Genomic DNA, 26,789 nt, shown 5'->3' on the forward strand with positions numbered 1-26,789 from the left:
TGTGTCAGGCTTTAGAGTGCCTGAATTCACACGTTCAAACGGAACCGTAACAACATGCGTACTAGCCAATATCTGCTCTCCACTCTGAAGGAGACACCTGCCGACGCGGAGGTCATCAGCCACCAGCTGATGCTGCGCGCCGGGATGATCCGCAAGCTGGCCTCCGGGTTATACACCTGGCTGCCAACCGGCCTGCGCGTCCTGAAAAAAGTCGAAAATATCGTGCGTGAAGAGATGAACAACGCCGGTGCTATCGAGGTGTCGATGCCAGTGGTTCAGCCCGCTGAACTGTGGCAGGAGAGCGGCCGCTGGGAACAGTACGGTCCGGAACTGCTGCGTTTTGTCGATCGCGGCGATCGCGCGTTTGTGCTCGGCCCGACGCACGAAGAGGTTATCACCGATCTGATCCGCAACGAACTGAGCTCCTATAAACAGTTGCCGCTGAACTTCTATCAGATCCAGACCAAATTCCGTGACGAAGTGCGCCCGCGTTTCGGCGTAATGCGCTCGCGCGAGTTCCTGATGAAAGACGCCTACTCTTTCCATACAACGCAGGAATCGCTGCAACAGACCTACGACGCGATGTATGAGGCCTACAGCAAAATCTTCACCCGCATGGGGCTGGATTTCCGCCCGGTGCAGGCAGATACCGGCTCGATTGGCGGCAGCGCGTCGCACGAATTCCAGGTGCTGGCGCAGAGCGGCGAAGACGATATCGTCTTCTCTGACTCTTCTGACTTCGCGGCTAACATTGAGCTCGCCGAAGCGGTCGCCCCGCTGACCCCGCGCGCGGCGGCAACCCAGGAGATGACGCTGGTCGATACGCCGAACGCGAAAACCATCGCCGAGCTGGTTGAGCAGTTCAACCTGCCAGTTGAGAAAACCGTGAAAACGCTGCTGGTGAAAGCGGCTGAAGGCAGCGAGTTCCCGCTGGTAGCGCTGCTGGTGCGCGGCGACCACGAACTGAACGAAGTGAAAGCTGAAAAACTGACGCAGGTCGCCAGCCCGCTGACGTTTGCAACCGAAGCCGAAATCCGCGCCGCCGTTAACGCCGGTCCGGGTTCGCTTGGCCCGGTGAATATGCCGGTGCCGGTCGTGATTGACCGCAGCGTGGCCGCGATGAGCGATTTCGCCGCAGGCGCGAACATTGACGGTAAACATTACTTCGGCATCAACTGGGATCGCGACGTGGCGACCCCGCAGGTTGCGGATATCCGTAACGTGGTAGCCGGCGATCCAAGCCCGGATGGTCAGGGCACGCTGCTTATCAAACGTGGCATCGAAGTGGGCCATATTTTCCAGCTTGGCACTAAATACTCCGACGCGCTGAAAGCCTCCGTACAGGGCGAAGATGGCCGTAATCAGGTGCTGACGATGGGCTGCTACGGCATCGGCGTAACGCGCGTGGTGGCGGCGGCGATTGAGCAGAACCATGACGAGCGCGGTATCGTCTGGCCGGACGCCATCGCGCCGTTCCAGGTCGCGATTCTGCCGATGAACATGCACAAATCCTTCCGCGTGCAGGAGCTGGCAGAGAAACTCTACGCTGAGCTGCGCGCCAAAGGCATCGATGTGCTGATGGATGACCGTAAAGAGCGTCCGGGCGTGATGTTTGCGGATATGGAGCTTATCGGCATTCCGCACACCGTGGTGATTGGCGATCGTAACCTCGACAACGACGAGATTGAATACAAATACCGTCGCGATGGCGAGAAGAAGATGATCAAAACCGGTGACATCCTCGATTACCTGGTCGCGAATGTGAAGCGCTAAGCGCTCCCCACATTGCATTAAAAAGGCCCTCAATAGAGGGCCTTTTTCTTATCCGTTTACCTGTCTCCGTTACGGGTGGTCGCAATCTTTGCCGGGCTTAAACGCCACTTTACGATCGGCGACCAGACGCTTTTGCACCGTACCGCTCGCCGGGTTGACCGTCATGGTAAAGTGCGCTTCCACCACCAGCAGCACCGGTTTCTGGCTTACGCCACCCGCGCTTTGATAGTCATGCGCCAGCACGGCATGATTCGCTACCCCCGTCTCGCGCCCGGTGGCGCAGTCGGTAAAGGTGGCGGCATTTGCCTGGTGCTGGTACATCCCCGTCATGGTCATGGGCGTTTTCGGCAGCGGATCGCTCACCGGATCGAGCCGGTAATTTAGCGACGACTCAATCGGGTTGCCTTCCCGATCAAGCATCTCCAGCGCCTCGCCGCGCGCGCGGAAATAGGTTTTCTCGCCCTCGCTGTCAGTGAGCACCAGCTTATCAGCGGTACGCGCCCAGGTGCCGTAAGAGGCGAACACCGCCTGCCCTTTCGCGCCCAGATAGCGTTGATTCATCACCCAGGTGCCGTCTTTCTCTAAAAACAGCGCAGTCTCGATGCCTTCGCAATCGGCGCATGGCAGCACGCCTTTCCAGCTCTGCTGCATCGGTTTCAGCTCCGCAGCGCTGGTCGGCGCTAAGGTCTGCATTTCTGCCCGGTTGTTACAGCCAAACAGCGTAAACAGGCTTAATGCCGCCGCTGCACAAAATATGATTTTTTTCACCGTATTTCCTTATTGTTCGTGGTGCTTTTAATCCGGCATACCGCGCACTTTTCCCCGCAGGGCTTTAGTGGCAGATTTATGGGTTTTCGCCTCCAGGCGTCGCACTTTCGAGGCGCGCGTCGGGCGAGTCTCCTTTCGACGCTTTTGCGTGGCGGTAAGTTCCCGTACCAGCATCACAAGACGCGCCAGCGCCGCCTCGCGGTTCATCTCCTGGCTGCGATACTCCTGCGCCTTGATAATCACCACACCCTCGGCGGTGATCAGATGATGACTCGCCGCCAGCAGGCGCGCTTTCCACTCGTCCGGCAAACTGGAGGCGTTGATATCAAACCGCAGATGAATGGCCGTAGAGCTTTTATTCACATGCTGCCCACCCGCGCCCTGCGCCCGGATGGCGCTGAACGTCACCTCCTCATCGGGCACCGCCACGCTTCGTGAAAACGTAATCATGCCAGAGCTTGCCAGACGGTCGGGTGAAGCTCCAGGTTTTGCTCTGCGCCGGACAGCCAGATAACGCCTTCCTGCAACGTGGCCTGTAACGTCATGGTTCTCTGCGCCAGCGCGCTCAGCTGTGCGAGCTGTTCATCGTTGATATACCAGATAGTCAGGTTTTTATACTGCCGCAGTTTGTCCTGATTCTGCTGCCACCAGATTTGCGCAGCGCGATCATTATAGGTAAACAGCGCCACCTGCTGCGACTGGCTCACCGCCTTCTTGAGGCGACGCTCTTCCGGCAGCCCAAGCTCAATCCAGAGATCGATGCCGAGATGATCGTTACGCAGCCAGATCTCCGGCTCGTCGTCGGCGCACAGGCCGCGGGTAAACTGCAACCGCTCGTCGGCGTACATCATCCAGGCCAGCAGGCGCAGCATCATCCGCTCCTGCGTTTCCGAAGGATGGCGCGCCAGCGTCAGGTTGATATCGAGAAACTGCTGCCGGTCGAGGTCGGCCACATTGACCGCCGCTTTATAAATGGTTGCTTTTAACGCCATAAGGCCCCCTGAAAAGTTGGGGGGTATTGTAGCGTAATACGCGTCGGCTGGCTGCCGCTTCAAGCGCAGCGCGGTAACGCCGCGAGAGCCTGCGCTATGGCTCTGATGACTATGGTATAGTCACCTTGCTAAACAGAGTTTAACTACGTAGGCTTAGACTTGCATCCCGCGGTGAAGTCTGTCGTCAGGCTCTGACAGGAGGGCATGTGGATAAATATTGTGAATTAATACGACAGCGCTATTCGCAGATAGCCAGCGGCGAACTGGGGTACATTCCCGACGCGCTGGGCTGCGTATTAAGGGCTCTGAATGAGGTGGCCTCTGATGAAGCCCTCTCGGAGTCGGTCAGGGAACAGGCGGCGTATGCTGCCGCGAACTTACTGGTGAGCGATTATGTCAATGAATGATGCCTATCAACCCATCAACTGCGATGACTATGACAACCTCGAGCTCGCCTGCCAGCATCACTTATTACTGACGCTGGAACTCAAAAGCGGCGAGGTCATGAAGGCCAAAGCGCAGGATCTGGTTACGCGCAAAAACGTCGAATATTTGATTGCCGATGAAGCCGGTGCCGTACGCGAAGTACGTCTCGACAAAATTGCGAGCTTCAGCCATCCACAAATCGGTACGGTGGTCGTCAGCGAATCCTGACGCGCGTTCCACCCTGACGGGCAGCCCTGCCGGCTGCCCGTTTTTTTTCAGGGCTTCTGCCCGGCGTAGTAAGCCGCCAGATTCGCGATATCTTCATCCGACAGCCCACTCACGTACGCTTTCATGATTTCCGCCTGCCCGCCACTGCGCTCGCCTTTTTTGTACGCCTGAAGCGCATGTTCAAGATACGCCTCATTTTGCCCGCCGAGATTCGGATAAATCGGCGCGCTGGCTTTGCCGGACGCGCCGTGGCAGGCGACGCACATGACTGCTTTCTCTTCGCCCGCCGCCGCGTCGCCTTTGGCCTGCGCCGTCACGCTTAACGCCATCAGGCTCGCCAGTAACATGCCATGTTTAATCATCGTTATGCTCCTTGTGCCAGGCCAGCCTCCAGCCCGGTTCGTTCTGCGCCTGGCCTTCACGGGTAATGAACAGGCCGGGCGCGCAGATGGGTTGCTCATCATAAAACAAGATTGGCGTTATCTCGCGCTGCCAGGGCGGCACCTGCAGTTCCTGCCAGAGTTTTTTCAGCGTGCGTCCGCGCTCGCGCCCGACAATATACAACATCCCCGACGCGCTGAAGCGCACTGAGACCGTTTCGCCGGGGTGCGGCGGTCGCACGGCGTCGCCTGCTTCGCCAAATTGTAACCAGCCGAGCGCCGCCGGCAGAGGTAAAGCCACGTGCGGATCGGGCCAGGCAAGCACCGTCTGGCGCTGCCCCTGCCGTGCTCTCACCCACCACAGCCGCCCCTGATAACGCCGCGCTTCATAGTCGCCGCATTTCAGGCGCGGCGCGGCATCTTCACGGCTTTGGGCCACTTCATCCCAGATCCGTTGCAGCGTGGCGCGCGAAGGCATCGGCGCGTTCAGCGCGGCCAGCCAGCGGCGCAGCAGCGCGGCGCGTTTCAGCGCGCTCATGGTTTCAAGCGGCGCGATCGCGAGCGTTTTGCCGTCCATCAGCGCGGCAAGCTCCGGCGCCAGCAGTTCATCCAGCAGTTGCTCCTGTTCGCCACAAAGCTGCGCGCTGCGCGCTGCCGCCTCAGTGAAATGCGGCCAGCGCGCTTCCAGCGCAGGCAGAATGCGCAGGCGTAAAAAGTTGCGTTCGAAGCGATCGTCCTGGTTGCTTTCATCGTCGATCCACACAAGCTGGTGACGAGAGCCCCACGCCTCCAGTTGAGCGCGCGGCGTGTTCAGCAGCGGGCGCAGAAGAACGCTGCCCGCAAACGGCAGTTCGGCAGGCATCGCCGCCAGCCCCGCCGGGCCGCTGCCGCGCTTGAGCGCCAGCAGCAGGGTTTCGCACTGGTCGTCGAGATGCTGCGCCGTCACCAGCGCTTCACCCGGCAGAAGGGCGGCTGCAAACGCCTGGTAGCGCGCTTTGCGCGCCTGCGCCTCAAGGCCCAGCCCGTCCTGCGCCAGCTCCACGTACGCCAGCTCAAACGGCACCTGCCAGCGGTAACAGAGGGCCTGACAGTGCGCCGCCCAGCGGTCGGCGTTCGGGCTGATACCATGATGAACGTGAATGGCGCGCAGGCGCAGTTCAGGGTGCGCCTCGCGCAGCCGCACCAGCTGGTGGAGCAATACCGTTGAATCCAGCCCGCCGCTGTAAGCCACCAGCAGCTGGCGTCGGCCCCGCAGGGCTGAAAGCAGAGAAGTATCCATTGTGTCGGAATAAAGAAAGGCCATTGCCGGGCAACTTACCGGGCAATGGCGTCGGGAGCAAGCGTTACTGCTGGTAGAGTTCGAGCGGCAGGCCATCCGGATCGTTGAAGAACGTAAAGCGCTTGCCGGTGAGCGGATCCACGCGTACCGCCTCGCACGTCACGCCGCGGCTTTCCAGAAACGCCACCGCCCTGTCGACATCGTCCACGCTGAACGCGAGATGGCGCAAACCGCAGGCTTCCGGGCGGCTCGGCCGCGCGGGCGGAAACGGAAACGAAAAGAGCTCGATCACGTATTGCCCGTTCAGCGCCAGATCGCCCTTCCAGGAATCGCGCGCCTCCCGGTAGACCTCCGATTGCAGGGTGAAGCCCAGCGTATCGCAGTAGAACGCTTTGCTGCGGTGATAGTCCGTCGCGATAATGGCGATATGGTGAATCTGTTTTAAACCCAGCATAATCCCTCCTTATGATTGTCTGGCACGTTACTGAGCCTCATGCGGCAAAACAAGGGGTTACTCGCTTTTTAGGACACGTACCCTATAGACGCCATCTTCGCCGCACTTCGCGCCGTGGATATCCGTTTCAAAGCCGGGATAGTGCCTGCCGATGGAGCAGAGCATAAGCAGGAAATCGAGCACCGCGCGCGACTCCTCGGTGATCATCTCGCCGGGCATCACCAGCGGCACGCCAGGCGGATACGGCAGGATCATATTGGCGGACACGCGCCCGATCAGCTTTTCGATCTCCACCGTTTCGACATTACCCTTCACCTGCTGCTGATACATCTCATGCGGCGTCATTTTCATCTCCGGCAGCACGTCAAACGCCCGCAGCATCAGATCCGGCAGATCGTGCTGCTGGATAAGTTTGTGGATCCCCTGTGCCAACTCCTGCACGCGCATATTGCGGTAGAAATCGGGATCTTCCGCCCAGAGATCGGGCAGTATATTTTTCACCCGCAGGTTGAGATCGTACGCGCGCTTAAACTCCGTCAGGCCACGCAGCAGGCCCATCGCGCGGGTCTTATCGATGCCGATACTAAACAGGAACAACAAGTTGTACGGGCCGGTTTTCTCGACCACCACGCCGCGCTCGTCAAGAAACTTCGCGACCAGCGCCGCAGGAATACCCTCTTTCTCCATATTGCCCTGCGCGTCCATGCCCGGCGTCAGGATCGTGACCTTTACCGGATCGAGATACATATGATCGCGGTCGGCATGCGTAAAACCGTGCCAGTCGTCGCCGGGCGTAATCGGCCAGCAGTCCGCTTCGCCAATCTCCGCCGGCTGCCAGATATCAAAGAACCAGCTGTCACTCTCCTCACGAAGACGCTGCACCTCCTTGCGAAAATGCAGCGCGCGCTCCACCGAGCGGTTGATTAAACGGCGGCCCGGATTGCCACGCAGCATCGCCGCGGCGGTTTCAATGGACGCCACCAGCGGATAGCTCGGCGAGGTGGTGGTGTGCATCATGTAGGCTTCGTTGAACGTCTCTTCGTCATAGTCGCCTTTAATGTGGATCAGCGACGCCTGCGACAGCGCCGCCAGCATTTTGTGGGTCGACTGGGTTTCAAAGAACACTTTACCGGGCACGCGCTCGCCGCTCATGCCGCTCTTGCCTTTGTAGATCGGATGAAAATGGGTGTAGGGCACCCACGCGGAATCGAAGTGGATCGAGGGAACGTCCAGCGTCTGCTTGATCCAGTTGGTGTTATACAGCAACCCGTCGTAGGTGGAATTGGTGATAACCGCATGGACCGGCCAGCTGGCGTCCGGCGTCTGCGCCACTTTTTGGGCGATCGACTCACGGGTAAATTCCCGCTTCGGAATGCCGCCCAGAATACCGAGCGCATTACGCGTGGGCTTGAGCCACAGCGGCACAATATCGCTCATCATCAGCAGATGCGTCAGCGACTTATGGCAGTTGCGATCGATAAGCACCGTGCTGCCGGCGTGCGCGGCGTACATCCCGATGATTTTATTCGACGTGGACGTGCCGTTAGTCACCATATAGCTCTGCTCGGCCCCGAAAGTGCGGGCGATATACTCTTCCGCCTCCAGATGCGGCCCGGTGTGATCGAGCAGCGATCCCAACTCGGTGACGGAGATCGAGACATCCGCCTTTAGCGTATTGCCGCCAAAAAAATCATAAAACAGGCAGCCGACCGGGCTTTTCTGATACGCCGTGCCGCCCATATGGCCTGGCGTGCAGAACGTATATTTGCCCTCTTTCACATAGGTAAACAGCGCTTTGGTAAAGGGCGGCGTGATGTTGTCGAGATACTCCTGGGTGTACTGGCGAATGCGCGTCGCGATGTCGTCGGCAATGCCCAGCGAATACTCGAAAAACCAGAGCGCCATGCGCATCTCGTTGGCGCTGACATCCAGTGTCGAGTGCGTATTAATAAAGGCATAAAGCGGCAGATATTCGTTAAGCTGATTGATTTCGCAACATAAATCGAGACTGTACTCATCCCAGTCGAAAATGACCCCGCAAATACGCGGATTGTGCTCGATAAACTTCAGCAGATCGTTGCTGTTTTTCGGCCAGATTAGCTGAAAGCCCTGCTGCTGGAGCGCCGCCTGCAACTCTTTCATCGGCTCGTCTTTATAGAAAACGCCGTGCGGCCCCATGATGGCGATGATATTCACTGCTTACCCCCTGGCAAAAAAAACCGTCTGGTAAGCATAGTTGAGCGAAGCGGAACGACGGGCGAGAAGGCAAAAAACCTGGAATCAGACCTTTTGCCTTCCCGGGGTAATAAACGAATAAAGCCAGCCCGCAGGCTGGCTTTTTACCGTTACAGCGCGTCCCAGGCATCCTGCCAGTTAAGGCCAGCGCCTGGCTCATAGTAGGCCGGCGCTACGCTGCACCAGCCGCCTGCCGGGAACGGTTTGCACTGGTAGAGCGCGCCCTGGTTGAGCACAATATCGCCTGGCTTCCAGCTCTGGCTGGCGGTCCACGACGGATAACTTACCGGGCCTGCGTCCGGCGTTTTGGCTTTCGCTTTCACGTTGAGGATATAGCTGGTGGTGTCGCTCAGTTTACCGTCGTCCACTTTCAGGCTGATGGTGTACTGCGCGTCGCTGGCGCTCTCTGGTACGTTGAAAGTTACCACGCTCTTATCTTTGCCGCTCAGCGTCTGCCCGGTTTGCGCCATCCAGGTGTAGGTCAGCGCATCGCCGTTCGCATCACTGGAGCCCGTCGCGCTCAGCGAGACTTTGCTGCCCGCGTCAACCGCGCCCACCGGACCGCTGATGCGCGCTACGGGCGCGACGTTTGCGGAAGGCGTCGGAGACGGTTGCGGCTGCGGCTGCGGCTGCGGTTGAGGAGCAGGCTGCGGCGCGGGCGTGGTGCCGCCGGAGGCGTCGTTAACGATGTTCACGTTAAAGTGGTTCTGCACGCATTTGGCGTAATCCCCCTCTTTGAACGCGCTGAACGGCGTCTGGTAGCCCACCAGCTGACAGGCATAAGCCTGACCGTCCGGCGTTGTGGTGCTCCAGCTCCAGTCCATTTCCCAGTAAATTGGTAGCGCACCTGCGCCACCCGCGTCAAACTGCTTCATTTTCTTACAGCCGAGCACTTCATCCGCCGGGACCGGCACCTTCAGGTATTTAGCAAACTCTTTGTAATAGGCGATACGGTTGAGCGACTGGGCGTTTTCCGCGTCGCCGCCACACTCGACACCACCGTTGATTATCTGGATAGTCACGCCGAAACCGGGTACCAGCCCGCTCTCTTTGTCGTGTTCGTTCGGCACCCAGGTGCCGTCAATCACATGCAGCATGCCGGGCTTAGGCGGCTGCGGATAAACAAAGAAAAAGATCGCGCTGGCGAGATTCAGCCAGGTATCGGCGACCATTTCTGGTTTATCAAGCAGCGGACGGACATCGCCATACATGGCGTCAGAGAACGGCCCGTAGTTGTAGTTATAGGAGAGCTGCTTGGCGCCGCGCCCGAAATAACTCATGTAATCGCCGTCTTTATCTTTACCGCAGGGCCAGGTCTGCCCCTGCCAGGTGTCCGGGTTACATTCGCCGTTATAGCCGCCCTTTTGTCCTTCGGTCCAGCCCATTTCGCGCAGATAAACCAGCGCCTGCCGCCACTCCGGCTGCTCGCGCCAGCTCTCATGACCGCCGGTCTCCTGCGCGAAGTGCGCAAACATGGTGGCGAGCGATTTGCGGCAGATGGCGTCGGCGTCGCGTCCGTCGCTGTAGCTGCCGCATACCGCCGGGAATTTGCCGACGGCTTTCAGAAAGTTGTTATAGGTGTATTCCGGCGCGCGTAGCGGAAAGAGATACTCCCAGTCCTGAGCGCTCAGGATTTTCTCGACCCGTTTGACGTTATCCGGGTTCGCGGCGCGCCCCGGCGCAATCTGCTCGACCTGCGCGTTATCCAGCGTGCGGATAGCGTTTTTTACCGACTGCATCAGTGGAAAATTGGTCAGCTCCTGCTCTTTCTTCGTGAGGTCGCTGGCGTTAAGGGTGTAAGGCGCACTGCTGCTGAGCAGCGGCGCGGCCAGCGCCTGAGCGCCTGCAAGAACCCCTGCGGCACCAATCGCCGCGATTTTTGCTATTTCCATTCCGGTGTCCCCTTGTGGTTGTGGATCACCTGCGAGTGTAGAAAGGGAAAAAGACGCGTCATCTCACGTTAAATCACTGCAAAAATCACATTTCATCAGCGGCGCGCGGCCATAAAAAAGGGCCGCTTTCGCGACCCTCATTGAGATTTTTATCTGCCGTTTATCAGGCGTAACCGTAGCTCATCAGACGCTGATAGCGGCGGTTGAGCAGATCGTCTTTGCTCAGCACGTCGAGATCGGCGAGGTCTGCCAGCAGCTGTGTTTTCAACGACTGCGCCATGGCTTCCGGGTTGCGGTGCGCGCCACCCAGCGGTTCCGGGATCACGCTGTCGATAAGCTTCAGCTCTTTCAGGCGCGGCGCGATGATGCCCATCGCTTCCGCCGCGAGCGGCGCTTTATCGGCGCTTTTCCAGAGAATGGAGGCACAGCCTTCTGGTGAGATAACGGAATAGGTGCTGTATTGCAGCATATTCACTTTATCGCCAACGCCGATAGCCAGCGCGCCGCCGGAGCCGCCTTCACCGATAACGGTGCAGATAACCGGCACTTTCAGGCGAGACATTTCACGCAGGTTGCGGGCGATAGCCTCAGACTGACCGCGCTCTTCCGCGCCCACGCCCGGATATGCGCCCGGGGTGTCGATGAAAGTGATGATTGGCATGTTGAAACGCTCAGCCATTTCCATCAGGCGCAGCGCCTTACGGTAACCTTCCGGGGCGGGCATACCAAAGTTACGACGGATTTTCTCTTTGGTTTCACGGCCTTTCTGGTGGCCGATGATCATCACCGGACGTCCATCCAGACGCGCGATGCCGCCGACGATAGCTTTGTCGTCAGCGTAAGCGCGATCGCCTGCCAGTTCGTCAAATTCGTCAAACGCCAGGCGGACATAATCCAGGGTGTACGGACGCTGTGGATGACGCGCCAGCTGGGCAATCTGCCATGCGCCGAGATCGGCAAAGATTTTGCGAGTCAGTTCTACGCTTTTTTCACGCAGACGATGCACTTCTTCGTCGATGTTAATATCCAGTTTCTCATCCTGACGGCTAACCGCAGTCAGGGAATCGATTTTCGCTTCCAGCTCTGCAATCGGCTGTTCAAAATCAAGGAAATTCAGACTCATAGTATTCCTGTATTAGTCAAACTCCAGTTCCACCTGCTCCGAACCTGGCAGGCCACGCGGATTGAATCCAGCGATTCAGGGGCCTGGCACCTGATGCAACGCATCAGTCAAACTCCAGTTCCACCTGCTCTGAACCAATCAGGCCACGCAGATCGTTGAGTAAACGATCGTTCGGAGAGACACGCCACGTCGCGCCAAAGCGCAGCCGGGCGCGTGCATCCGCCCTCTGATAGTAGAGATGCACTGGAATGGTTCCCGAACGGTGGGGTTCCAGAGACTGACGGAGTCGGTTTAAAAGCTGGTCATCAATTTGCCTGTCCGTCAGCGAGATAGCAAGCCCACGCGCATACTTTTCGCGGGCTTCGTCAATGTCCATGACTTCGCGGGCGGTCATTTTAAGGCCCCCGCTGAAGTCATCAAAGCTGACCTGTCCGCTGACGATAAGGATTCGGTCTTTTTCCAGCAGATGCTGGTATTTTTCCAGAGCGTCGGTGAACAACATCACTTCAAGACGCCCTGAACGGTCATCCAGCGTACAGATGCCGATACGATTGCCGCGCTTGGTGACCATAACCCGCGCGGCAATTATCAAACCCGCCGCCGTGGTCACTTTGCCACGTTCGGTAGGATGCATATCTTTTAAGCGCATGCCGCCGACATAGCGCTCGATCTCTTTCAGATACTGGTTGATGGGGTGACCAGTGAGATACAGCCCCAGCGTTTCACGCTCGCCATCCAGCACCACCTGCTCCGGCCACGGCTGGCAGCTGGCGTAGGATTGCTCGATTTGCTCCGGCTCTTCCGCCAGCACGCCGAACATATCCGCCTGGCCGATGGCCTCGGCTTTCGCATGTTGATCCGCCGCTTTCAGCGCGTCGCCGAGCGAATTCATCAGCGCGGCGCGGTGCGGCCCGAGGCGGTCGAACGCCCCGGACATGATCAGTTTTTCCAGTACGCGACGGTTAAGTTTTTTGGTATCGGTACGGGCGCAGAGATCGAACAGCTCGCGGAAATAGCCGTCTTTATTACGCGCCTCGATGATGGCCTCAATAGGGCCTTCGCCAACGCCTTTGATCGCGCCAATGCCGTAGACAATCTCTCCATAGTCGTTGACGTGGAAATGGTAGAGCCCGGAGTTGATATCTGGCGGCAGGATCTTAAGCCCCATGCGCCAGCACTCATCCACCAGCCCCACCACTTTATCGGTGTTGTCCATATCAGCGGTCATAACCGCCGCCATAAACTCCGCCGGATAGTGGGCTTTAAGCCACAGCGTCTGGTATGACACCAAAGCATAGGCGGCAGAGTGCGATTTGTTAAATCCGTACCCGGCGAATTTCTCCACCAGGTCGAAGATTTTCATCGCCAGCTCGCCGTCGATGCCGTTGTTTTTCGCGCCGTCTTCAAAGATAGAGCGCTGCTTGGCCATCTCTTCGGGTTTCTTTTTACCCATCGCGCGACGCAGCATATCCGCGCCGCCGAGGGTATAACCCGAAAGCACCTGAGCTATCTGCATCACCTGTTCCTGATACAGAATAATGCCGTAGGTCGGCTCCAGCACCGGTTTCAGGCTTTCGTGCTGCCACTGAATATCCGGGTAAGAGATAGCCTCGCGTCCGTGCTTACGGTCGATAAAGTTATCCACCATGCCCGACTGCAGCGGCCCCGGACGGAACAGCGCTACCAGGGCTATCATATCTTCGAAGCAGTCCGGTTGCAGACGCTTGATGAGATCTTTCATGCCGCGCGATTCAAGCTGGAAGACCGCGGTAGTTTCCGAGCGCTGGAGCATGTCGAAGCTTTTCTTGTCATCAAGCGGAATGGCCGCGATGTCGATAGGCTCCAGGCCCTGCTTCGCACGGCGGGCGTTAATCATCTCCAGCGCCCAGTTGATAATGGTGAGCGTGCGCAGGCCCAAGAAGTCGAACTTCACCAGGCCCGCGTATTCCACGTCGTTTTTATCAAATTGGGTGACCGGATGATGACCCATCTCGTCACAATAGAGCGGCGCGAAATCGGTGATTTTGGTCGGCGCGATCACCACGCCACCGGCGTGTTTACCGGCGTTACGCGTTACGCCTTCGAGCTTGCGCGCCATGTCGATGAGGGCTTTGACCTCTTCATCGGCATCGTAAATTTCCTGCAGCTGCGGTTCGGCTTCAAACGCTTTGGCAAGCGTCATGCCCGGATCGGGCGGCACCAGTTTAGAGATGCGATCGACAAACCCGTAAGGATGCCCCAGCACGCGGCCTACGTCGCGGATCACCGCTTTCGCTGCCATGGTGCCGAAAGTAATAATCTGAGAAACCGCGTCGCGACCGTACATATCGGCCACGTGCTCAATCACCTGGTCGCGTTTCTCCATGCAGAAGTCGACGTCGAAGTCGGGCATGGAGACACGTTCCGGGTTAAGGAAACGTTCGAACAGCAGGTCGAACTCCAGCGGATCGAGATCGGTGATTTTCAGCGCATACGCTACCAGCGACCCCGCGCCCGAACCACGGCCCGGCCCTACCGGAATACCGTTATCCTTCGACCACTGGATAAACTCCATGACGATCAGGAAGTAACCAGGGAAGCCCATCTGGTTAATCACCTGGAGTTCAATATCCAGGCGCTCATCATATTCCGGACGTTTCTGCGCGCGGACTTCCGGATCGGGGAACAGGAACTCAAGACGCTCTTCCAGACCTTCTTTCGATTTCATGACCAGGAAATCTTCGGTGGTCATATCGCCGGTCGGGAATTTCGGCAGGAAATATTCGCCAAGGCGAACCGTCACGTTACAGCGACGGGCGATCTCCACGCTGTTTTCCAGCGCCTCCGGGAGATCGGAGAACAGCTCGCACATCTCCTCTTCGGTACGAAGATATTGCTGCGGCGAATAGTGGCGCGGCCTTTTCGGATCATCGAGCGTAAAGCCGTCATGGATGGCGACGCGGATTTCATGGGCGTCAAAATCGCCTGGCTCGATAAAGCGCACGTCGTTAGTAGCGACGACCGGTATGCCTTTTTCTTCCGCCAGCGCGACCGCGGCATGCAGATATCGCTCTTCATCCGGGCGACCGGTACGCACCAGTTCCAGATAATAGCGGTCCGGGAAATGTTCCTGATAAAACGCCAGCGCCTGCTCGGCCATGACGTTATTGCCACGAAGTAAACACTTACCAACATCGCCCTGACGGCCGCCGGAGAGCAGGATCAGCCCTTCGCCCAGCTCCGCCAGCCACTGCTGGTCTATCCACGGGCCGGCTGCGCCGTAACCGCGCTGGTAGGCGCGTGAGATAAGCAGCGTCAGGTTCTGATAGCCGGTATTGTTCGCCGCCAGCACGGTGATATGCGAGAAATCGTCGCCCAGCAGCTCGCACTGCATATTGAAGTCGGCGCCGATAATAGGCTTGATGCCGACGCCATGCGCGCCGCCGTAAAATTTGACCAGCCCGCACAGGTTGGTGAAGTCAGTAATGGCAAAGGCAGGCATGCCAAGCGCGGCCGCCTTTTTTACCAGCGGCCCCGTTTTTGCCAGTCCATCAATCATGGAATAGTCACTGTGCACTCTCAGGTGCACAAAACGTGGTTCAGCCATTTCTGTTTCCGGTTAACTCTGTTTCGTCGTTAAGAGGCAATGCCCAGCGCGCGTCTGACCGGCGCAAAGCTACGCCGATGATGCGCCGTCGCGCCGTGCTCGGCAAGCCGCTCAAGGTGAAAGGCGGTCGGATAGCCCTTGTGCTGAGCAAATCCATACTGAGGAAAGGTGAGATCCAGTTCAGCCATTTCCGCATCGCGCGTTACTTTAGCCAGTATCGACGCGGCGCTGATTTCCGCCACGCGGCTGTCGCCTTTGACGACGGCCATGCTCGGCATTGGCAAGGCCGGGCAGCGGTTGCCGTCTATTAGCACATATTCCGGCGTGACGGCAAGCCCCGCCACGGCGCGCTGCATGGCGAGCATCGTGGCGTGAAGAATATTCAGCTCGTCAATCTCGTGCGGTTCCGCGCGCCCGAGGCTCCAGGCGATCGCCTTCTCTTTGATCTCATCGAACAGCGCGAGGCGACGTTTTTCAGACAGCTTTTTAGAATCCGCCAGCCCGACGATGGGCTTGAGCGGATCGAGGATCACCGCAGCGGTGACTACAGCGCCGACCAGCGGGCCGCGACCCACTTCATCAACGCCCGCCACCAGATACGTGTGGGGATAGATAAATTCCATCATTGCGCCAGTTCCAGCACCGCGTCCGCCGCCTGTTCATCGGCATTACAGCGGATCTGCTGATGCAGTTTACGGAAAGTGTCGTGCATCTCATGGCTCTGCTTACCGTCAGCGAGCAGCGGCAACAGCGCGTCGGCGAGTTTCTGCGGCTCGCAGTCATCCTGGAGCAGCTCTTTCACCAGTTCGCGCCCTGCCAGCAGATTAGGCAGCGACACAAATTCAGTTTTCACCAGCCGTTTCGCAAGCCAGAAGGTGAACGGCTTCATGCGATAACCGACGACCATCGGGCATTTCGCCAGCATACATTCGAGCGCAGCGGTGCCAGAGGCAAGCAGCGCCGCATCGCTTGCGATCATCGCTTCGCGCGCGTGACCGTCAAGCAGATGCGCGGTCAGCTCTGGCGCGACTTCCGCTTTGATGCGCTCGAACTGCTCGCGCCGCTTCGCATTGACCAGCGGCACGACGATTTCGAGATCCGGGTAATGTTCGCGTAAGCGCTGCGCGGTTTTCAGGAAGTCGGCGCTCAGCATCTCGACTTCCGCGCTACGGCTGCCTGGCAGCAGCGCCAGACAGCGGGCGTCGTGGGCGATACCCAGCACATCACGCGCCGCGTTTTTATCCGGGTCCAGCGGCATCGCATCCGCCATGGTATGGCCGATAAAGCGACACGGAACGTTAAATTTTTCATAAAACGCTTTTTCGAAAGGCAGAAACGCGAGCACCAGATCGGTGGCTCTGCCTATTTTGAAAACGCGTTTCTGGCGCCAGGCCCAGACAGAGGGGCTGACGTAGTGAATGGTGCGAATGCCCTGTTTTTTCAGGTTGCCTTCCAGCGTGATGTTGAAATCCGGCGCGTCGATACCGACAAACACATCCGGTTTCAGCGCGGTAAAGCGCTCGGTGAGATCGGCGCGGATATGCAGCAGGCGGCGGAGGCGGCCCAGCACTTCCACAATCCCCATCACGGCCAGTTCTTCCATCTCATACCAGGCTTCGCAGCCTTCGGCCTGCATACGCGGGCCCGCGACGCCGACAAAACGCGCATTCGGCACGCGCGCTTTGAGGGCACGGATGAGACCAGCACCAAGAATATCGCCGGAGGTTTCTCCGGCGACCAGGGCAATCGTCAGCGGACGGGTCATTAACGAATCAGACCACGCGTGGAGCGGGCGAAGAAATCGTAGAACGGCTGCACTTCAGGATGCTTTGCGGCAATCTCTGCGATTTCCGGCTTCACTTCGTCCAGCGTCTTACCGCTGCGATAAAGCAGCTTGTAAGCGTTACGGATAGCGTGCAGCGCTTCTTTGCTGAAGCCGCGACGCTTAAGCCCTTCGATGTTCACACCGAACGGGGTCGCGTGGTTGCCCTGCGCGATGACGTAAGGCGGCACGTCCTGCGCGACGCCGGAGCAGCCGCCGACCATCACGTGCGCCCCGATGATGCAGAACTGATGCACGGCCGTCATGCCGCCGATGATAGCGAAATCATCCACGGAAACATGCCCGGCAAGCGTAGCGTTATTGGCAAGAATGCAGCGATTGCCTACTGTGCAGTCATGCGCGACGTGCGCGTTGATCATCAGCAGGTTGTCGCTGCCCACCTTCGTCAGACCACCACCCTGTGCCGTGCCACGATGAATGGTGACGCTTTCGCGGATGCGATTGCGATCGCCAATTTCGACGCGGGTCGGTTCGCCAGCATATTTCAGATCCTGGTTTACCTCGCCGATGGACGCGAACTGATAAATCTCGTTATCGCGACCAATCGTGGTGTGACCATTCACGACAACATGCGATTTCAGTACAGTACCTTCACCGATTTTGACATCAGGGCCGACAATACAAAACGGACCAATGTGGGCGTTAGCACCGATAACGGCGCCCTCTTCCACAATGGCGGTGGGATGAATAAAGGCGGTCTTCTCAATCACGTATCAGGCCTCCCGGCTCCGTGCACACATCATGGTGGCTTCACACACCACTTTACCGTCAACCAGCGCGACGCCTTTGAAGCGGGTCACTCCACGGCGCGTTTTTTCAAAGGTAACTTCCATCACCATCTGGTCGCCTGGCACGACAGGGCGCTTAAAGCGCGCTTCATCAATGCCTGCAAAATAGTAAAGTTCACCCGGTTCCAGTTTGCCAACGCTTTTGAATGCCAGAATGCCGGTGGCCTGTGCCATGGCTTCTAAAATCAACACGCCCGGAAAAATGGGTTTACCAGGAAAGTGACCCTGGAAAAAAGGCTCGTTTACAGAGACATTTTTTACTGCGCGTAGAAAACGACCTTCCTCAAAATCCAGCACGCGATCCACCAGCAGGAATGGATAACGGTGCGGCAGAAGCTCTAAAATCTCTTCAATGTGCAGAGTATGAGTTTCAGTAGTCAAAATACTCTTCCTGTCTAAAAATATACTGAATGGGCAATAATAACACGGCCTGCGGCGATTCTGGATCGCTTGCAGGCCGCGGTTCTGTTGGCGGGCAGGCTTTATATACCGGCGAGTTAATCTTGCTGAGTGACTTTACGCTCAACTGCTTTTAAGCGTTTGTTCATTTCATCAATATTCATCACCAGCGCCGCCGTTTTGCGCCACACTTTGTTCGGTTGCAGCGGTATGCCTGAAGAGTAGACCCCAGGTTCAGTAATAGGACGCATGACCATCCCCATCCCTGTTACCGTTACTTTATCGCAGATTTCCATATGGCCATTGATCACGCTGGCACCGCCAATCATGCAATAGCGGCCAATTTTCAGGCTGCCAGCCATGATAACGCCGCCTGCGACCGCCGTATTGTCGCCAATCACGACGTTATGTGCAATCTGGCACTGATTATCAATGATCACGCCATTGCCGATAATCGTGTCGTCGAGCGCGCCGCGGTCAATCGTGGTACAGGCACCAATCTCAACGCGATCGCCGATAATAACGCGGCCAAGCTGCGGAATTTTAACCCAATTGCCGCGATCGTTAGCGTAGCCGAAACCGTCGGCACCGATGACGGTGCTGGACTGGATCAGGCAGTTTTCGCCAATCTGAATATCGTGATAAATACTGACGTTCGCCCACAGGCGAGTACCGGCACCAAGTTTGCTGTTTTTACCGACGAAACAGCCAGGGCCGATAACGACGTTGTCGCCAAGCTCGACGCCGGATTCAATCACAGCGTTAGCGCCAACGGCCACGTTATTGCCAAGCCGCGCGGAGGCATCAATCACCGCGCTCGGCGCGATGCTGGACGCTGGCTGCGGCGTGGTATCAAGAATCTGAGCCATACGCGCGTAAGTCAGGTAGGGATTTTTCACTACCAGCGCGGCGCTGTTGGCAAAAGGAAGATCGGCCTCGGTCATTACGACCGCAGAAGCCTGGCAGTGCGCCAGTTGTTCACGGTAACGCGGATTTACCATGAACGTGATTTGCCCTTCCTGCGCAGATTGCATGGAAGCGACGCCGGTGATGGCGATATCGCCATCACCGTGTAACTCCGCATCCAACTGCTGGGCTAAATCAGCCAGTCGAATTGAAGGCATTACTTATTTAACCTGTTTCAGCACATCGGCGGTGATGTCTTTCACATCGCTGCTGGTGTAAGCCACAGTATTGGCGTCTACTACCAGATCGATATCTTGGTCAGCAGCCACTTTTTTCACAGCGCTCTGAATGCGAGTCACCAGCTTGCCGCGTTCTTCGTTGGAACGACGTGCGCGATCCTGTTCAAACTGCTGCGCTTTGCTGGAGAACTCCTGGCGACCTGCCATGACGTCTTTCTCCAGTTTGCTGCGCTCGCTCGCTTTCATGGTAGAGCCGTCACGCTGCAGACGCTGCATTTTAGCCTGCAGGTCGGTTTCCATGCGCTGCAGTTCGCCGGCACGGCCTTTGAACTCGTTTTCCAGCGTTTTAGAAACGCCAGTGCTCTGTGCAACCTGCTGGAACAGATTACCCATGTTAACTACAGCGATCTTGTCAGCAGCCTGAGCTGATGCTGCCATTGCCAGGCCAAGACCTGCAGCGAATAACCACTTTTTCACAATAAACTCCTTACCATCCCATATGTGCCCGAGAGCACTATTCTTTGCGTGGCCCGGATGCGTGCTATGCGCACGCACCGAAAGTCATCGCGACTGCTAAACGCATTCCCTTGTAATGAACATTACCAGGTCTTGCCAATATTGAACTGGAACTGCTCTGCTTTGTCTCCGTCATATTTCTTGAACGGCTGGGCATACGAGAATACCAGCGGCCCAAGCGGAGACATCCATTGTAACGCAATACCTGCAGACATACGGATGTTGCTCGGATCGCTATAATCCGGAACGCCCGCCGCACGCATCGCTGCGGTGTTCTCCCAGTTGGTATCCCAGACGGTGCCCGCGTCGGCGAACAGCGAAGTACGCACGGAGTTCGCGTATTTCTCGCTCAGGAACGGCGTCGGGGTAATAAACTCAAGGCTTGCCACACCCATCGCGTTACCGCCCACCGCATCATCGGAAGAACAGTAGCCGCCTGCCGCTTTGTCACAGTTATCCAGACCCGGGCCGCTGTAATAAACCGCTTTAGGACCGATGTTATTGGACTGGAAACCACGCACGGTGCTGGAACCACCCGCATAGAAGTTTTCATAGAACGGCATCTCTTTGCCGCTCAGGCCATCGCCGTAACCCCAGCGTGTACGTCCCAGAACCACCCATTTGTGGTCTTCATCGATAGGCACATAGGTCGCCGTATCGAGCGTGAGTTTATAGAACTCGTTATCCGAGCCTGGAATCGTCACTTTACCGTTCAGGTTTACACGAGAACCCGACGTCGGGAAGAAGCCACGGTCAAGATGGTTGTAAGTCCAGCCGTAGTTCAGCGTGAAGTCGTCCGCCGAGAAACCATTGTCATCGGATGTCGTTTTCGCACTCTGGCCTAAGGAATCCAGGTAACGCCACATCGCCACCTGCGGTTCCATATTCGACAGGTCATTGTGCACGTAACCTAAGCCTAAGCGCAGCGTGTTGTATTCGTTAACCGGGAAGCCCAGCGTCCCATCCACACCATAGCTTTTGTTGGTGTAGGAGGAGAGATCGGCATCATCCGCTTTAAAGTCGTTGTAGAAGATGCGCCCGCCGAGGCTCACACCATCGACCGTAAAGTACGGGTTGGTGACGGAGAACTCAGAGTACGTCTGGTAGTCGTTTTTGGTGCCGTTGATGCCAACGGAGTAACCGGTACCGAGCCAGTTATCCTGCTGCACGCCGACCTGGAAGCTGACGCCGCTTTCGGTGCCGTAGCCTACGCCGAAGTTAAAGCTGCCGGTGTTACGCTCTTTAACTTTGTAAACCACATCAACCTGATCCGGGCTGCCGGAAACGCGCTGCGTATCCACATCCACGGTCTCGAAATAGCCGAGACGGTTCAGACGCTCTTTACCCTGGTCAACCAGATCGCTGCCGAGCCACGCGCCTTCCATCTGACGCATTTCACGGCGCAGTACGGCATCTTTGGAAGTGTCGTTACCTTCAAAGCGGATTTTGCGCACATAGAAACGGTTGCCGGAATCGACATTCACATGCAGCTTAACGGTTTTATCGGCGTCGTTGATTTCCGGCTGCGTCTGCACACGCGGATACGCATAACCGTAACGGCCAAGCAGTTTTTTAATGTCGTCTTCCATACGGGTCACTTTCGTGCCGTTGTACAGCTCGCCAGGCTGCATTTTGGTCAGCGACTCAATTTCAGCGGAGTGCCCCGCCAGGTTGCCGCTCACTTCAACGCCGGCAATCTTGTACTGATCGCCTTCGGTCACGTTGATAGTGACGTAGATGCCTTTTTTATCTGGCGTCAGGCTGACCTGCGTAGAATCGATATTAAAGCGTGCGTAACCGCGATCGAGGTAGTAGCTTCGCAGCGTTTCGAGATCGCCCTGAAGCTTTTGCTTCTGGTATTTGCGATCGCCCACCACGTTCCACCACGGCACTTCGTCACGCAGCTGGAAGTTGGAAATCAGCTCTTCGGTGCTGAACGCACGGTTGCCAACAATATTGATCTGCTGGATTTTGGCGGAGACGCCTTCCTGGAAGACAAGCTTCAGGTCAACGCGGTTACGCGGCAGAGGCGTGACCACGGCTTTTACGCTGGCGCTGTATTTACCGACGCTGTAGTAAAAGTCTTCCAGACCTTTTTCGATATCGGAAAGCGTGGTGCGGTCGAGAGATTCACCTACGCGCACGCCAGAGGCTTCGAGGTTCTGCTTGAGCATGTCATCTTTCACCGACTTGTTGCCGGAGAAAGTAATGCTGGCGATCGTCGGGCGCTCTTTCACCTGAACGAGCAGCGTATCGCCGTCGCGCAGCACCCGCACATCCTCGAAGTTGCCGGAGGCAAACAACGCGCGGATAGTATTACTGATATCCTCGTCATTTACCGTATCGCCAACGCGAACCGGCATGCTGAGGAGGGCCGCACCAACGGCGACTCGCTGCAGGCCTTCGAAATGAATGTCCTTCACTACGAACCCGTCTGCACCGTATACGGTGGCGCTGCTAAACAGCAGCGACGCTATGAGCAACTTTTTCATCGCCATCGTTGTTATGCGTTCTTCCTAACCTGCTCTCTATAGCCGAGAGAAATCATTGAAAAGTGCAAGCCCCATTAACAGCACCAGCAAAATTGAGCCAATGCGATAACTAAAGTCTTGAACTCGCTCGGAAACCGGCCCGCCTTTAAGCTTCTCAATCGCCAGAAACAGCAAATGTCCCCCGTCGAGTACGGGTAGCGGGAACAGATTGATAATCCCTAAGTTCACGCTGATCAGCGCCAGAAACATCAGGTAGTAAATCAACCCAAACTCCGCTGACATCCCTGCTCCCTGGGCAATCGAGATTGGCCCACTGAGGTTGTTCAGTTTAACGTCGCCGGTCAGTAATTTTCCCAGCATGTTGACCGTCAGCTTCATCAGTTGCCACGTTTTCTCTGTAGCTTCTGCTATTGCGTTAAACGGCCCATACTGGCGCACGGTTTTGTACTCATCAGGCAGCGGCGCGATTTTCGGCACCACGCCTGCAAACCCTTCCGCCTTTTCGTTACCGGGTTTTGTATCCGGTATCAGCGTCAAAGACAAGGGGCTGCCCTGTCTTTCTATTTCGATTGCGAGCGGACGCGCCGGATTATCCCGCACCATCGTCACAAAGGCCGACCACTCACTGAGCGGCTGCCCATCGACTTTAACGATCCTGTCTCCGGCTTGCAAACCCGCTTTACTGGCGGCGGACTTCGGCTGAACCTGCGCAAGCACCGGTTCAATCTTCGGCCCAAACGGCCTGATGCCAAGCGACGCGACCGGATCTTCTTTATCCGGCTCAAACTGCCATTGACGCAGATCGAGTACTTTATCCATGGTCGCCGTGTCACCTGGCGAGGCAATGCTCAGCGTCACGTTCTTGTCGCCGATATGGCCAACCAGTTCGAGGCGCACAGCATCCCAGTCTGGCGTTTCGATGCCATCTACAGCTTTTAGTTCCGTGCCTGGTTCGATTTGTGCGTTTGCCGCGATGGAATTGGGCGTTATTTCACCAATCACAGGCTTAAGACCCGGCACGCCCATCATGAAAACGAGCCAGTAGGCGAAAATGGCGAAGAGGAAATTGGCGACAGGCCCGGCGGCGATGATCGCGGCGCGCTGTGCCACGGTTTTATTATTAAACGCTTCGTGACGCAGTTCCGGCGCAACCGGCTCTACACGCTCGTCGAGCATTTTGACATAGCCGCCCAGCGGAATGAGGGCGATGACATATTCAGTGCCGTGGCGGTCGGTACGCCGCCACAGAGCCTTACCAAAGCCGACGGAGAAGCGCTCTACGCGCACGCCGACTTTACGGGCAACCCAGAAATGGCCGAACTCATGCACCGTGATAAGAACGCCCAGTGCGATAATAAAAGCCGCCAGATTCCAGAGTATGCTCAACATAATCTATTCCGTTAAATCGTCCTGAAGACCAGCAGCAGCAGGCAGGCGAAAACCGGCACCGCCGCCGTGAGGCTGTCGATGCGATCGAGAATACCACCGTGGCCTGGGATCAGATGTCCGCTATCTTTAATGCCCGCTTCGCGCTTAAACATGCTTTCGGTCAGGTCGCCCAGCACAGAGGCCAGCGCAGCGACAATCGAACAGGTCAACAGCGTCGCAGGCGCGACGTTCAAATCTGCCCATGCGCCATAAATCCAGGAGATAATCGCCGCGGTCAAAAGACCACCGATAAAGCCCTGCCAGGTTTTCCCCGGAGAGACTTTCGGCGCAAGCTTATGCTTGCCGAACATTTTACCGAACATATACGCGCCGGAATCCGCGCCCCAGACAAGGAACATGACATACAGTAGCCAGAGCGCGCCGCTGTAGTGATTCGCGTCGTAATGCCACGCCCGCAACGCCACCATACCCCAGAAAAAGGGGACAATCGTTAACAGGCCAAACACCAGACGCAGCGCTTTTGAATGTCGCCAGAATGCCGCGGAGTTGGGGTAGAACAGCACCAGCAACAGCGCGACCGCCCACCAGCCCAGCGATGCCCAGAGCGCGCCTTCGACCAGCGGAACGCTAATCGGTGCCTGGTAAATGGGCAGAAAAAAGAGCATCAGCGCCAGAAGCAGCCCGCAAAGCAGCGCCAGCCATACCCGCTGAGATCGGGAAGTAAAACCGCTCAGTTGCCCCCATTCCCAGGCGGCCAACACGCAAACGACCAGCGTCGCAATCGCGAAACCCATCGGCGGCAACAAAAACAGCGCGGCGATAACAACCGGTATTAAAACAAACGCAGAAATCAGGCGATACTTCAGCAAAAGCTACCCCCATCAGGCATCGATGCCGCCAGGTGCCGTGCCGCCGAACCGGCGTTCCCGGTTGGCAAAGGCATTTAGCGCACCTTCAAAGTCTTGTTCATCAAAATCAGGCCAGAGAACATCGGTAAAATAGAGTTCTGCATAGGCGATTTGCCACAGCAGGAAATTACTGATTCGATGCTCTCCCCCTGTCCTAATCACTAAATCTACGGGAGCCAGCTCATGCATGCAGATTTGCTTACTGAGCATCTCTTCATCAATCTGGTCAGGACGTAATAATCCTTCCTGGACCTGTGCCGCTAACTGCTGCACTCCCTGAATAATATCCCAACGTCCGCCATAATTCGCGGCGATATTCAGCGTCAGGCCAGTATTCTGGCTGGTTAACGCCTCGGCTTTGTGGATACGATCCTGTAAACGGGTGTTAAACCGGCTAATATCGCCGATAACGCGCAAACGCACATTATGGCGATGCAGGCTTTTGACTTCGCTGTCGAGCGCCCAGACGAATAATTCCATCAGCGCGCTGACTTCCTGAGCGGGACGATTCCAGTTTTCGCTGCTGAATGCGTAAAGCGTCAGTGCCTCAATACCATTGTTTGCAGCGAAAGAAACCGCGCGGCGAACCGACTTCGCCCCCGCTTTATGACCAAAGGCTCTGATTTTCCCTTGTCTTTTCGCCCAGCGGCCATTGCCATCCATAATAATGGCAACATGGCGCGCGCCATGTGCGGGCAAGTTTTCGCTTAATGGAAGGTTTACAGACAACATAACGCGTATTTATTCCCTGATAAGGATTAAGCGGTACTCAGGAATACTGAAGCCTTTGCATAAAAAAGCCGTGAAAACCACGGCTCGCCCGACCGGCCAGGCTCACCCACCCGTATTCAGGTGGCGCAGACTATATCACCGAAGCAGGGCGCTCACAAATAACCTCGCCTTCACCGCATGATTAATCATCAGCTTGCGAGACGCGTCACCCGTTTCTGCGCAACAATACGCGCTTCGGCATCGACGGTAAGCACTTCATCCACACTTTGCGGCTCACGAAGATCCATTTCATCCAGCACCGCCTGATTAAGCGCTGCGATATCCGTAAAACGAATCTCTCCGGCAAGAAAAGCGGCGACCGTAATTTCATTCGCCGCGTTCAGCGCTGTCGTCGCCGCCTGCCCTTTTTCGAAGGCATCCATGGCGAGTTTCAGACACGGATAACGCTGATAATCCGGTTCACCGAAGCTCAGCGTCGCTATCTTGCAAAAATCCAGATGCTGCACGCCGGAAGGAACGCGCGCCGGCCAGGCCATCGTATGCGCGATGGGGGTGCGCATATCGGGTTCGCCCAGTTGTGCCAGCACGCTGCCATCGGCATAACGCACCATGGAATGAATCACCGACTGTGGATGAATCAATACTTCCATCTGGTCTGCCCGGGCGTTAAACAGCCAGCGAGCTTCAATGTATTCGAGACCTTTATTCATCATGGTAGCCGAATCGACGGATATTTTGCGCCCCATCGACCAGTTAGGATGACGACACGCCTGGTCCGGCGTCATTGCGGCCAGTTCAGGCAAAGGCGTCTGTCGAAACGGTCCACCAGATCCGGTGAGGATAATCGAAGAAACTCCGCTTTCCTCAAGTTTAGCGTACCCCAGGTTGTGTTGAATTGTTGCCGGTAAACTCTGAAAAATCGCGTTATGCTCGCTGTCCACCGGCAGTAGTTGCGCCCCGCTCTGCGCCACTGCATCCATAAAAAGTCGCCCGCAGGTCACCAGCGATTCTTTATTCGCCAGTAACACTTGCTTACCGGCTGCGATAGCCGCAAGCGTCGGCAGAAGTCCGGCTGCGCCAACGATGGCCGCCATCACCTGGGTCACATCGTCGAGCGCCGCCATCTCGCAGGCGGCATCGCGCCCGGCCAATACTTCAGTGCGGCTGCCATGCTGGCGCAGCGTTTCACGCAATTCTCGGGCGCTCGCCTCGTCATCCATTACCGCGAATCGGGGACGAAACTCCAGGCATTGCTCAACCATTCTGGCGACATTCTTACCCGCCACCAGGGCGGTCACCGAAAATTCTTCCGGATTATGGCGAATAACATCAAGGGTGCTGCAACCGATAGAGCCGGTAGAGCCGAGAATGGTTAAATGCTTCATGAGGCGCTCAACGTGAAAATAAGAATAAACGCATCGCGCTGGCGCGCGATCCAATG

The 26,789-nt window shown here is 57.0% G+C and carries 24 protein-coding genes; 3 read left to right on the top strand and 21 right to left on the bottom strand.

From position 1 onward, the window contains the following. The first annotated feature begins 54 nt into the window (after positions 1 to 54). Positions 55 to 1,773, top strand: coding sequence for a proline--tRNA ligase (proS, locus tag AFK66_RS15395; RefSeq protein ID WP_032982949.1), 1,719 nt, complete (start codon positions 55 to 57; stop codon positions 1,771 to 1,773). A 69-nt stretch (positions 1,774 to 1,842) separates the two neighbouring features. Here the strand turns inward: proS and nlpE are convergent, their stop codons facing one another. From nlpE to AFK66_RS15410, 3 genes are read right to left on the bottom strand one after another with little or no spacing between them, the layout of a single operon-like run. Then, a complete protein-coding gene (gene nlpE, locus AFK66_RS15400) occupies positions 1,843 to 2,541 on the bottom strand; it encodes an envelope stress response activation lipoprotein NlpE (RefSeq protein ID WP_007776996.1) in 699 nt (232 codons plus the stop codon). 27 nt (positions 2,542 to 2,568) lie between these two features. Next, positions 2,569 to 2,991, bottom strand: a complete 423-nt coding sequence (arfB, locus tag AFK66_RS15405) for an alternative ribosome rescue aminoacyl-tRNA hydrolase ArfB (RefSeq protein ID WP_007776993.1) — start codon at positions 2,989 to 2,991, stop codon at positions 2,569 to 2,571. After that, positions 2,988 to 3,533, bottom strand: coding sequence for a YaeQ family protein (locus tag AFK66_RS15410; RefSeq protein ID WP_007776990.1), 546 nt, complete (start codon positions 3,531 to 3,533; stop codon positions 2,988 to 2,990). The genes arfB and AFK66_RS15410 overlap by 4 nt, the downstream gene beginning before the upstream one ends. A 206-nt stretch (positions 3,534 to 3,739) precedes the next feature. On the opposite strand from AFK66_RS15410, the gene AFK66_RS15415 reads away from it, so the two are divergent. Both AFK66_RS15415 and rof read left to right on the top strand, forming a co-directional pair. Further along, complete coding sequence (locus AFK66_RS15415) at positions 3,740 to 3,940, top strand: YaeP family protein (RefSeq protein ID WP_004385445.1); 201 nt, start codon at positions 3,740 to 3,742, stop codon at positions 3,938 to 3,940. Then, positions 3,927 to 4,187, top strand: coding sequence for a Rho-binding antiterminator (gene rof, locus AFK66_RS15420; protein WP_007776988.1), 261 nt, complete (start codon positions 3,927 to 3,929; stop codon positions 4,185 to 4,187). Before AFK66_RS15415 ends, rof begins: the two co-directional genes overlap by 14 nt. 47 nt (positions 4,188 to 4,234) lie before the next feature. Here the strand turns inward: rof and AFK66_RS15425 are convergent, their stop codons facing one another. The 18 genes from AFK66_RS15425 to ispC all read right to left on the bottom strand — a co-directional run bounded on the left by AFK66_RS15425 (position 4,235) and on the right by ispC (position 26,733). Further along, positions 4,235 to 4,549, bottom strand: coding sequence for a c-type cytochrome (locus AFK66_RS15425; RefSeq protein ID WP_007776986.1), 315 nt, complete (start codon positions 4,547 to 4,549; stop codon positions 4,235 to 4,237). After that, on the bottom strand, positions 4,542 to 5,846 hold the full coding sequence (tilS, locus tag AFK66_RS15430) for a tRNA lysidine(34) synthetase TilS (protein ID WP_032967855.1): 1,305 nt from the start codon (positions 5,844 to 5,846) through the stop codon (positions 4,542 to 4,544). The genes AFK66_RS15425 and tilS overlap by 8 nt, the downstream gene beginning before the upstream one ends. 64 nt (positions 5,847 to 5,910) lie before the next feature. Further along, complete coding sequence (locus tag AFK66_RS15435) at positions 5,911 to 6,300, bottom strand: VOC family protein (RefSeq protein WP_007697441.1); 390 nt, start codon at positions 6,298 to 6,300, stop codon at positions 5,911 to 5,913. A 57-nt stretch (positions 6,301 to 6,357) separates the two neighbouring features. Further along, the gene (locus AFK66_RS15440; RefSeq protein WP_007776982.1) at positions 6,358 to 8,496 is read right to left on the bottom strand and encodes a lysine decarboxylase LdcC; all 2,139 of its coding nucleotides are present in this window, start codon (positions 8,494 to 8,496) and stop codon (positions 6,358 to 6,360) included. 149 nt (positions 8,497 to 8,645) lie between these two features. After that, on the bottom strand, positions 8,646 to 10,427 hold the full coding sequence (locus AFK66_RS15445; protein WP_023899387.1) for a glycoside hydrolase family 19 protein: 1,782 nt from the start codon (positions 10,425 to 10,427) through the stop codon (positions 8,646 to 8,648). A gap of 163 nt (positions 10,428 to 10,590) precedes the next feature. Beyond that, positions 10,591 to 11,550: an acetyl-CoA carboxylase carboxyl transferase subunit alpha gene (gene accA / locus AFK66_RS15450; protein ID WP_004386121.1), complete on the bottom strand. Its 960-nt coding sequence runs from the start codon at positions 11,548 to 11,550 to the stop codon at positions 10,591 to 10,593. 103 nt (positions 11,551 to 11,653) lie between these two features. Next, on the bottom strand, positions 11,654 to 15,136 hold the full coding sequence (gene dnaE, locus AFK66_RS15455; RefSeq protein WP_038882579.1) for a DNA polymerase III subunit alpha: 3,483 nt from the start codon (positions 15,134 to 15,136) through the stop codon (positions 11,654 to 11,656). Positions 15,137 to 15,165: 29 nt separating this feature from the next. After that, a complete protein-coding gene (gene rnhB, locus AFK66_RS15460; RefSeq protein WP_007776715.1) occupies positions 15,166 to 15,762 on the bottom strand; it encodes a ribonuclease HII in 597 nt (198 codons plus the stop codon). Next, positions 15,759 to 16,901: a lipid-A-disaccharide synthase gene (lpxB, locus tag AFK66_RS15465; protein WP_023899389.1), complete on the bottom strand. Its 1,143-nt coding sequence runs from the start codon at positions 16,899 to 16,901 to the stop codon at positions 15,759 to 15,761. The genes rnhB and lpxB overlap by 4 nt, the downstream gene beginning before the upstream one ends. After that, positions 16,901 to 17,689, bottom strand: coding sequence for an acyl-ACP--UDP-N-acetylglucosamine O-acyltransferase (gene lpxA / locus AFK66_RS15470; RefSeq protein WP_007776673.1), 789 nt, complete (start codon positions 17,687 to 17,689; stop codon positions 16,901 to 16,903). The genes lpxB and lpxA overlap by 1 nt, the downstream gene beginning before the upstream one ends. 3 nt (positions 17,690 to 17,692) lie before the next feature. Continuing rightward, complete coding sequence (gene fabZ / locus AFK66_RS15475) at positions 17,693 to 18,148, bottom strand: 3-hydroxyacyl-ACP dehydratase FabZ (protein WP_004386127.1); 456 nt, start codon at positions 18,146 to 18,148, stop codon at positions 17,693 to 17,695. 116 nt (positions 18,149 to 18,264) lie between these two features. Then, entirely contained in the window at positions 18,265 to 19,290 is a 1,026-nt protein-coding gene (lpxD, locus tag AFK66_RS15480; protein ID WP_032983389.1) for a UDP-3-O-(3-hydroxymyristoyl)glucosamine N-acyltransferase, read from the bottom strand. 3 nt (positions 19,291 to 19,293) lie between these two features. After that, positions 19,294 to 19,788 (bottom strand): molecular chaperone Skp, encoded by a 495-nt coding sequence (gene skp / locus AFK66_RS15485; protein ID WP_007776547.1) that lies wholly within the window; start codon positions 19,786 to 19,788, stop codon positions 19,294 to 19,296. 122 nt (positions 19,789 to 19,910) lie between these two features. Then, on the bottom strand, positions 19,911 to 22,325 hold the full coding sequence (bamA, locus tag AFK66_RS15490) for an outer membrane protein assembly factor BamA (protein WP_032976962.1): 2,415 nt from the start codon (positions 22,323 to 22,325) through the stop codon (positions 19,911 to 19,913). Between the two features lie 30 nt (positions 22,326 to 22,355). Then, on the bottom strand, positions 22,356 to 23,708 hold the full coding sequence (rseP, locus tag AFK66_RS15495) for a sigma E protease regulator RseP (protein ID WP_007776545.1): 1,353 nt from the start codon (positions 23,706 to 23,708) through the stop codon (positions 22,356 to 22,358). An 11-nt stretch (positions 23,709 to 23,719) separates the two neighbouring features. Next, positions 23,720 to 24,577 (bottom strand): phosphatidate cytidylyltransferase, encoded by an 858-nt coding sequence (gene cdsA, locus AFK66_RS15500; protein ID WP_007776544.1) that lies wholly within the window; start codon positions 24,575 to 24,577, stop codon positions 23,720 to 23,722. 12 nt (positions 24,578 to 24,589) lie between these two features. Continuing rightward, positions 24,590 to 25,348, bottom strand: coding sequence for a (2E,6E)-farnesyl-diphosphate-specific ditrans,polycis-undecaprenyl-diphosphate synthase (gene ispU, locus AFK66_RS15505; protein ID WP_004386134.1), 759 nt, complete (start codon positions 25,346 to 25,348; stop codon positions 24,590 to 24,592). A 188-nt stretch (positions 25,349 to 25,536) separates the two neighbouring features. Further along, on the bottom strand, positions 25,537 to 26,733 hold the full coding sequence (ispC, locus tag AFK66_RS15510) for a 1-deoxy-D-xylulose-5-phosphate reductoisomerase (RefSeq protein ID WP_023899391.1): 1,197 nt from the start codon (positions 26,731 to 26,733) through the stop codon (positions 25,537 to 25,539). Between the last annotated feature and the right edge of the window lie 56 nt (positions 26,734 to 26,789).

Origin of the sequence: Cronobacter malonaticus LMG 23826 (genome assembly GCF_001277215.2) — a bacterium.
GTDB classification, from domain to species: Bacteria; Pseudomonadota; Gammaproteobacteria; order Enterobacterales; family Enterobacteriaceae; genus Cronobacter; species Cronobacter malonaticus.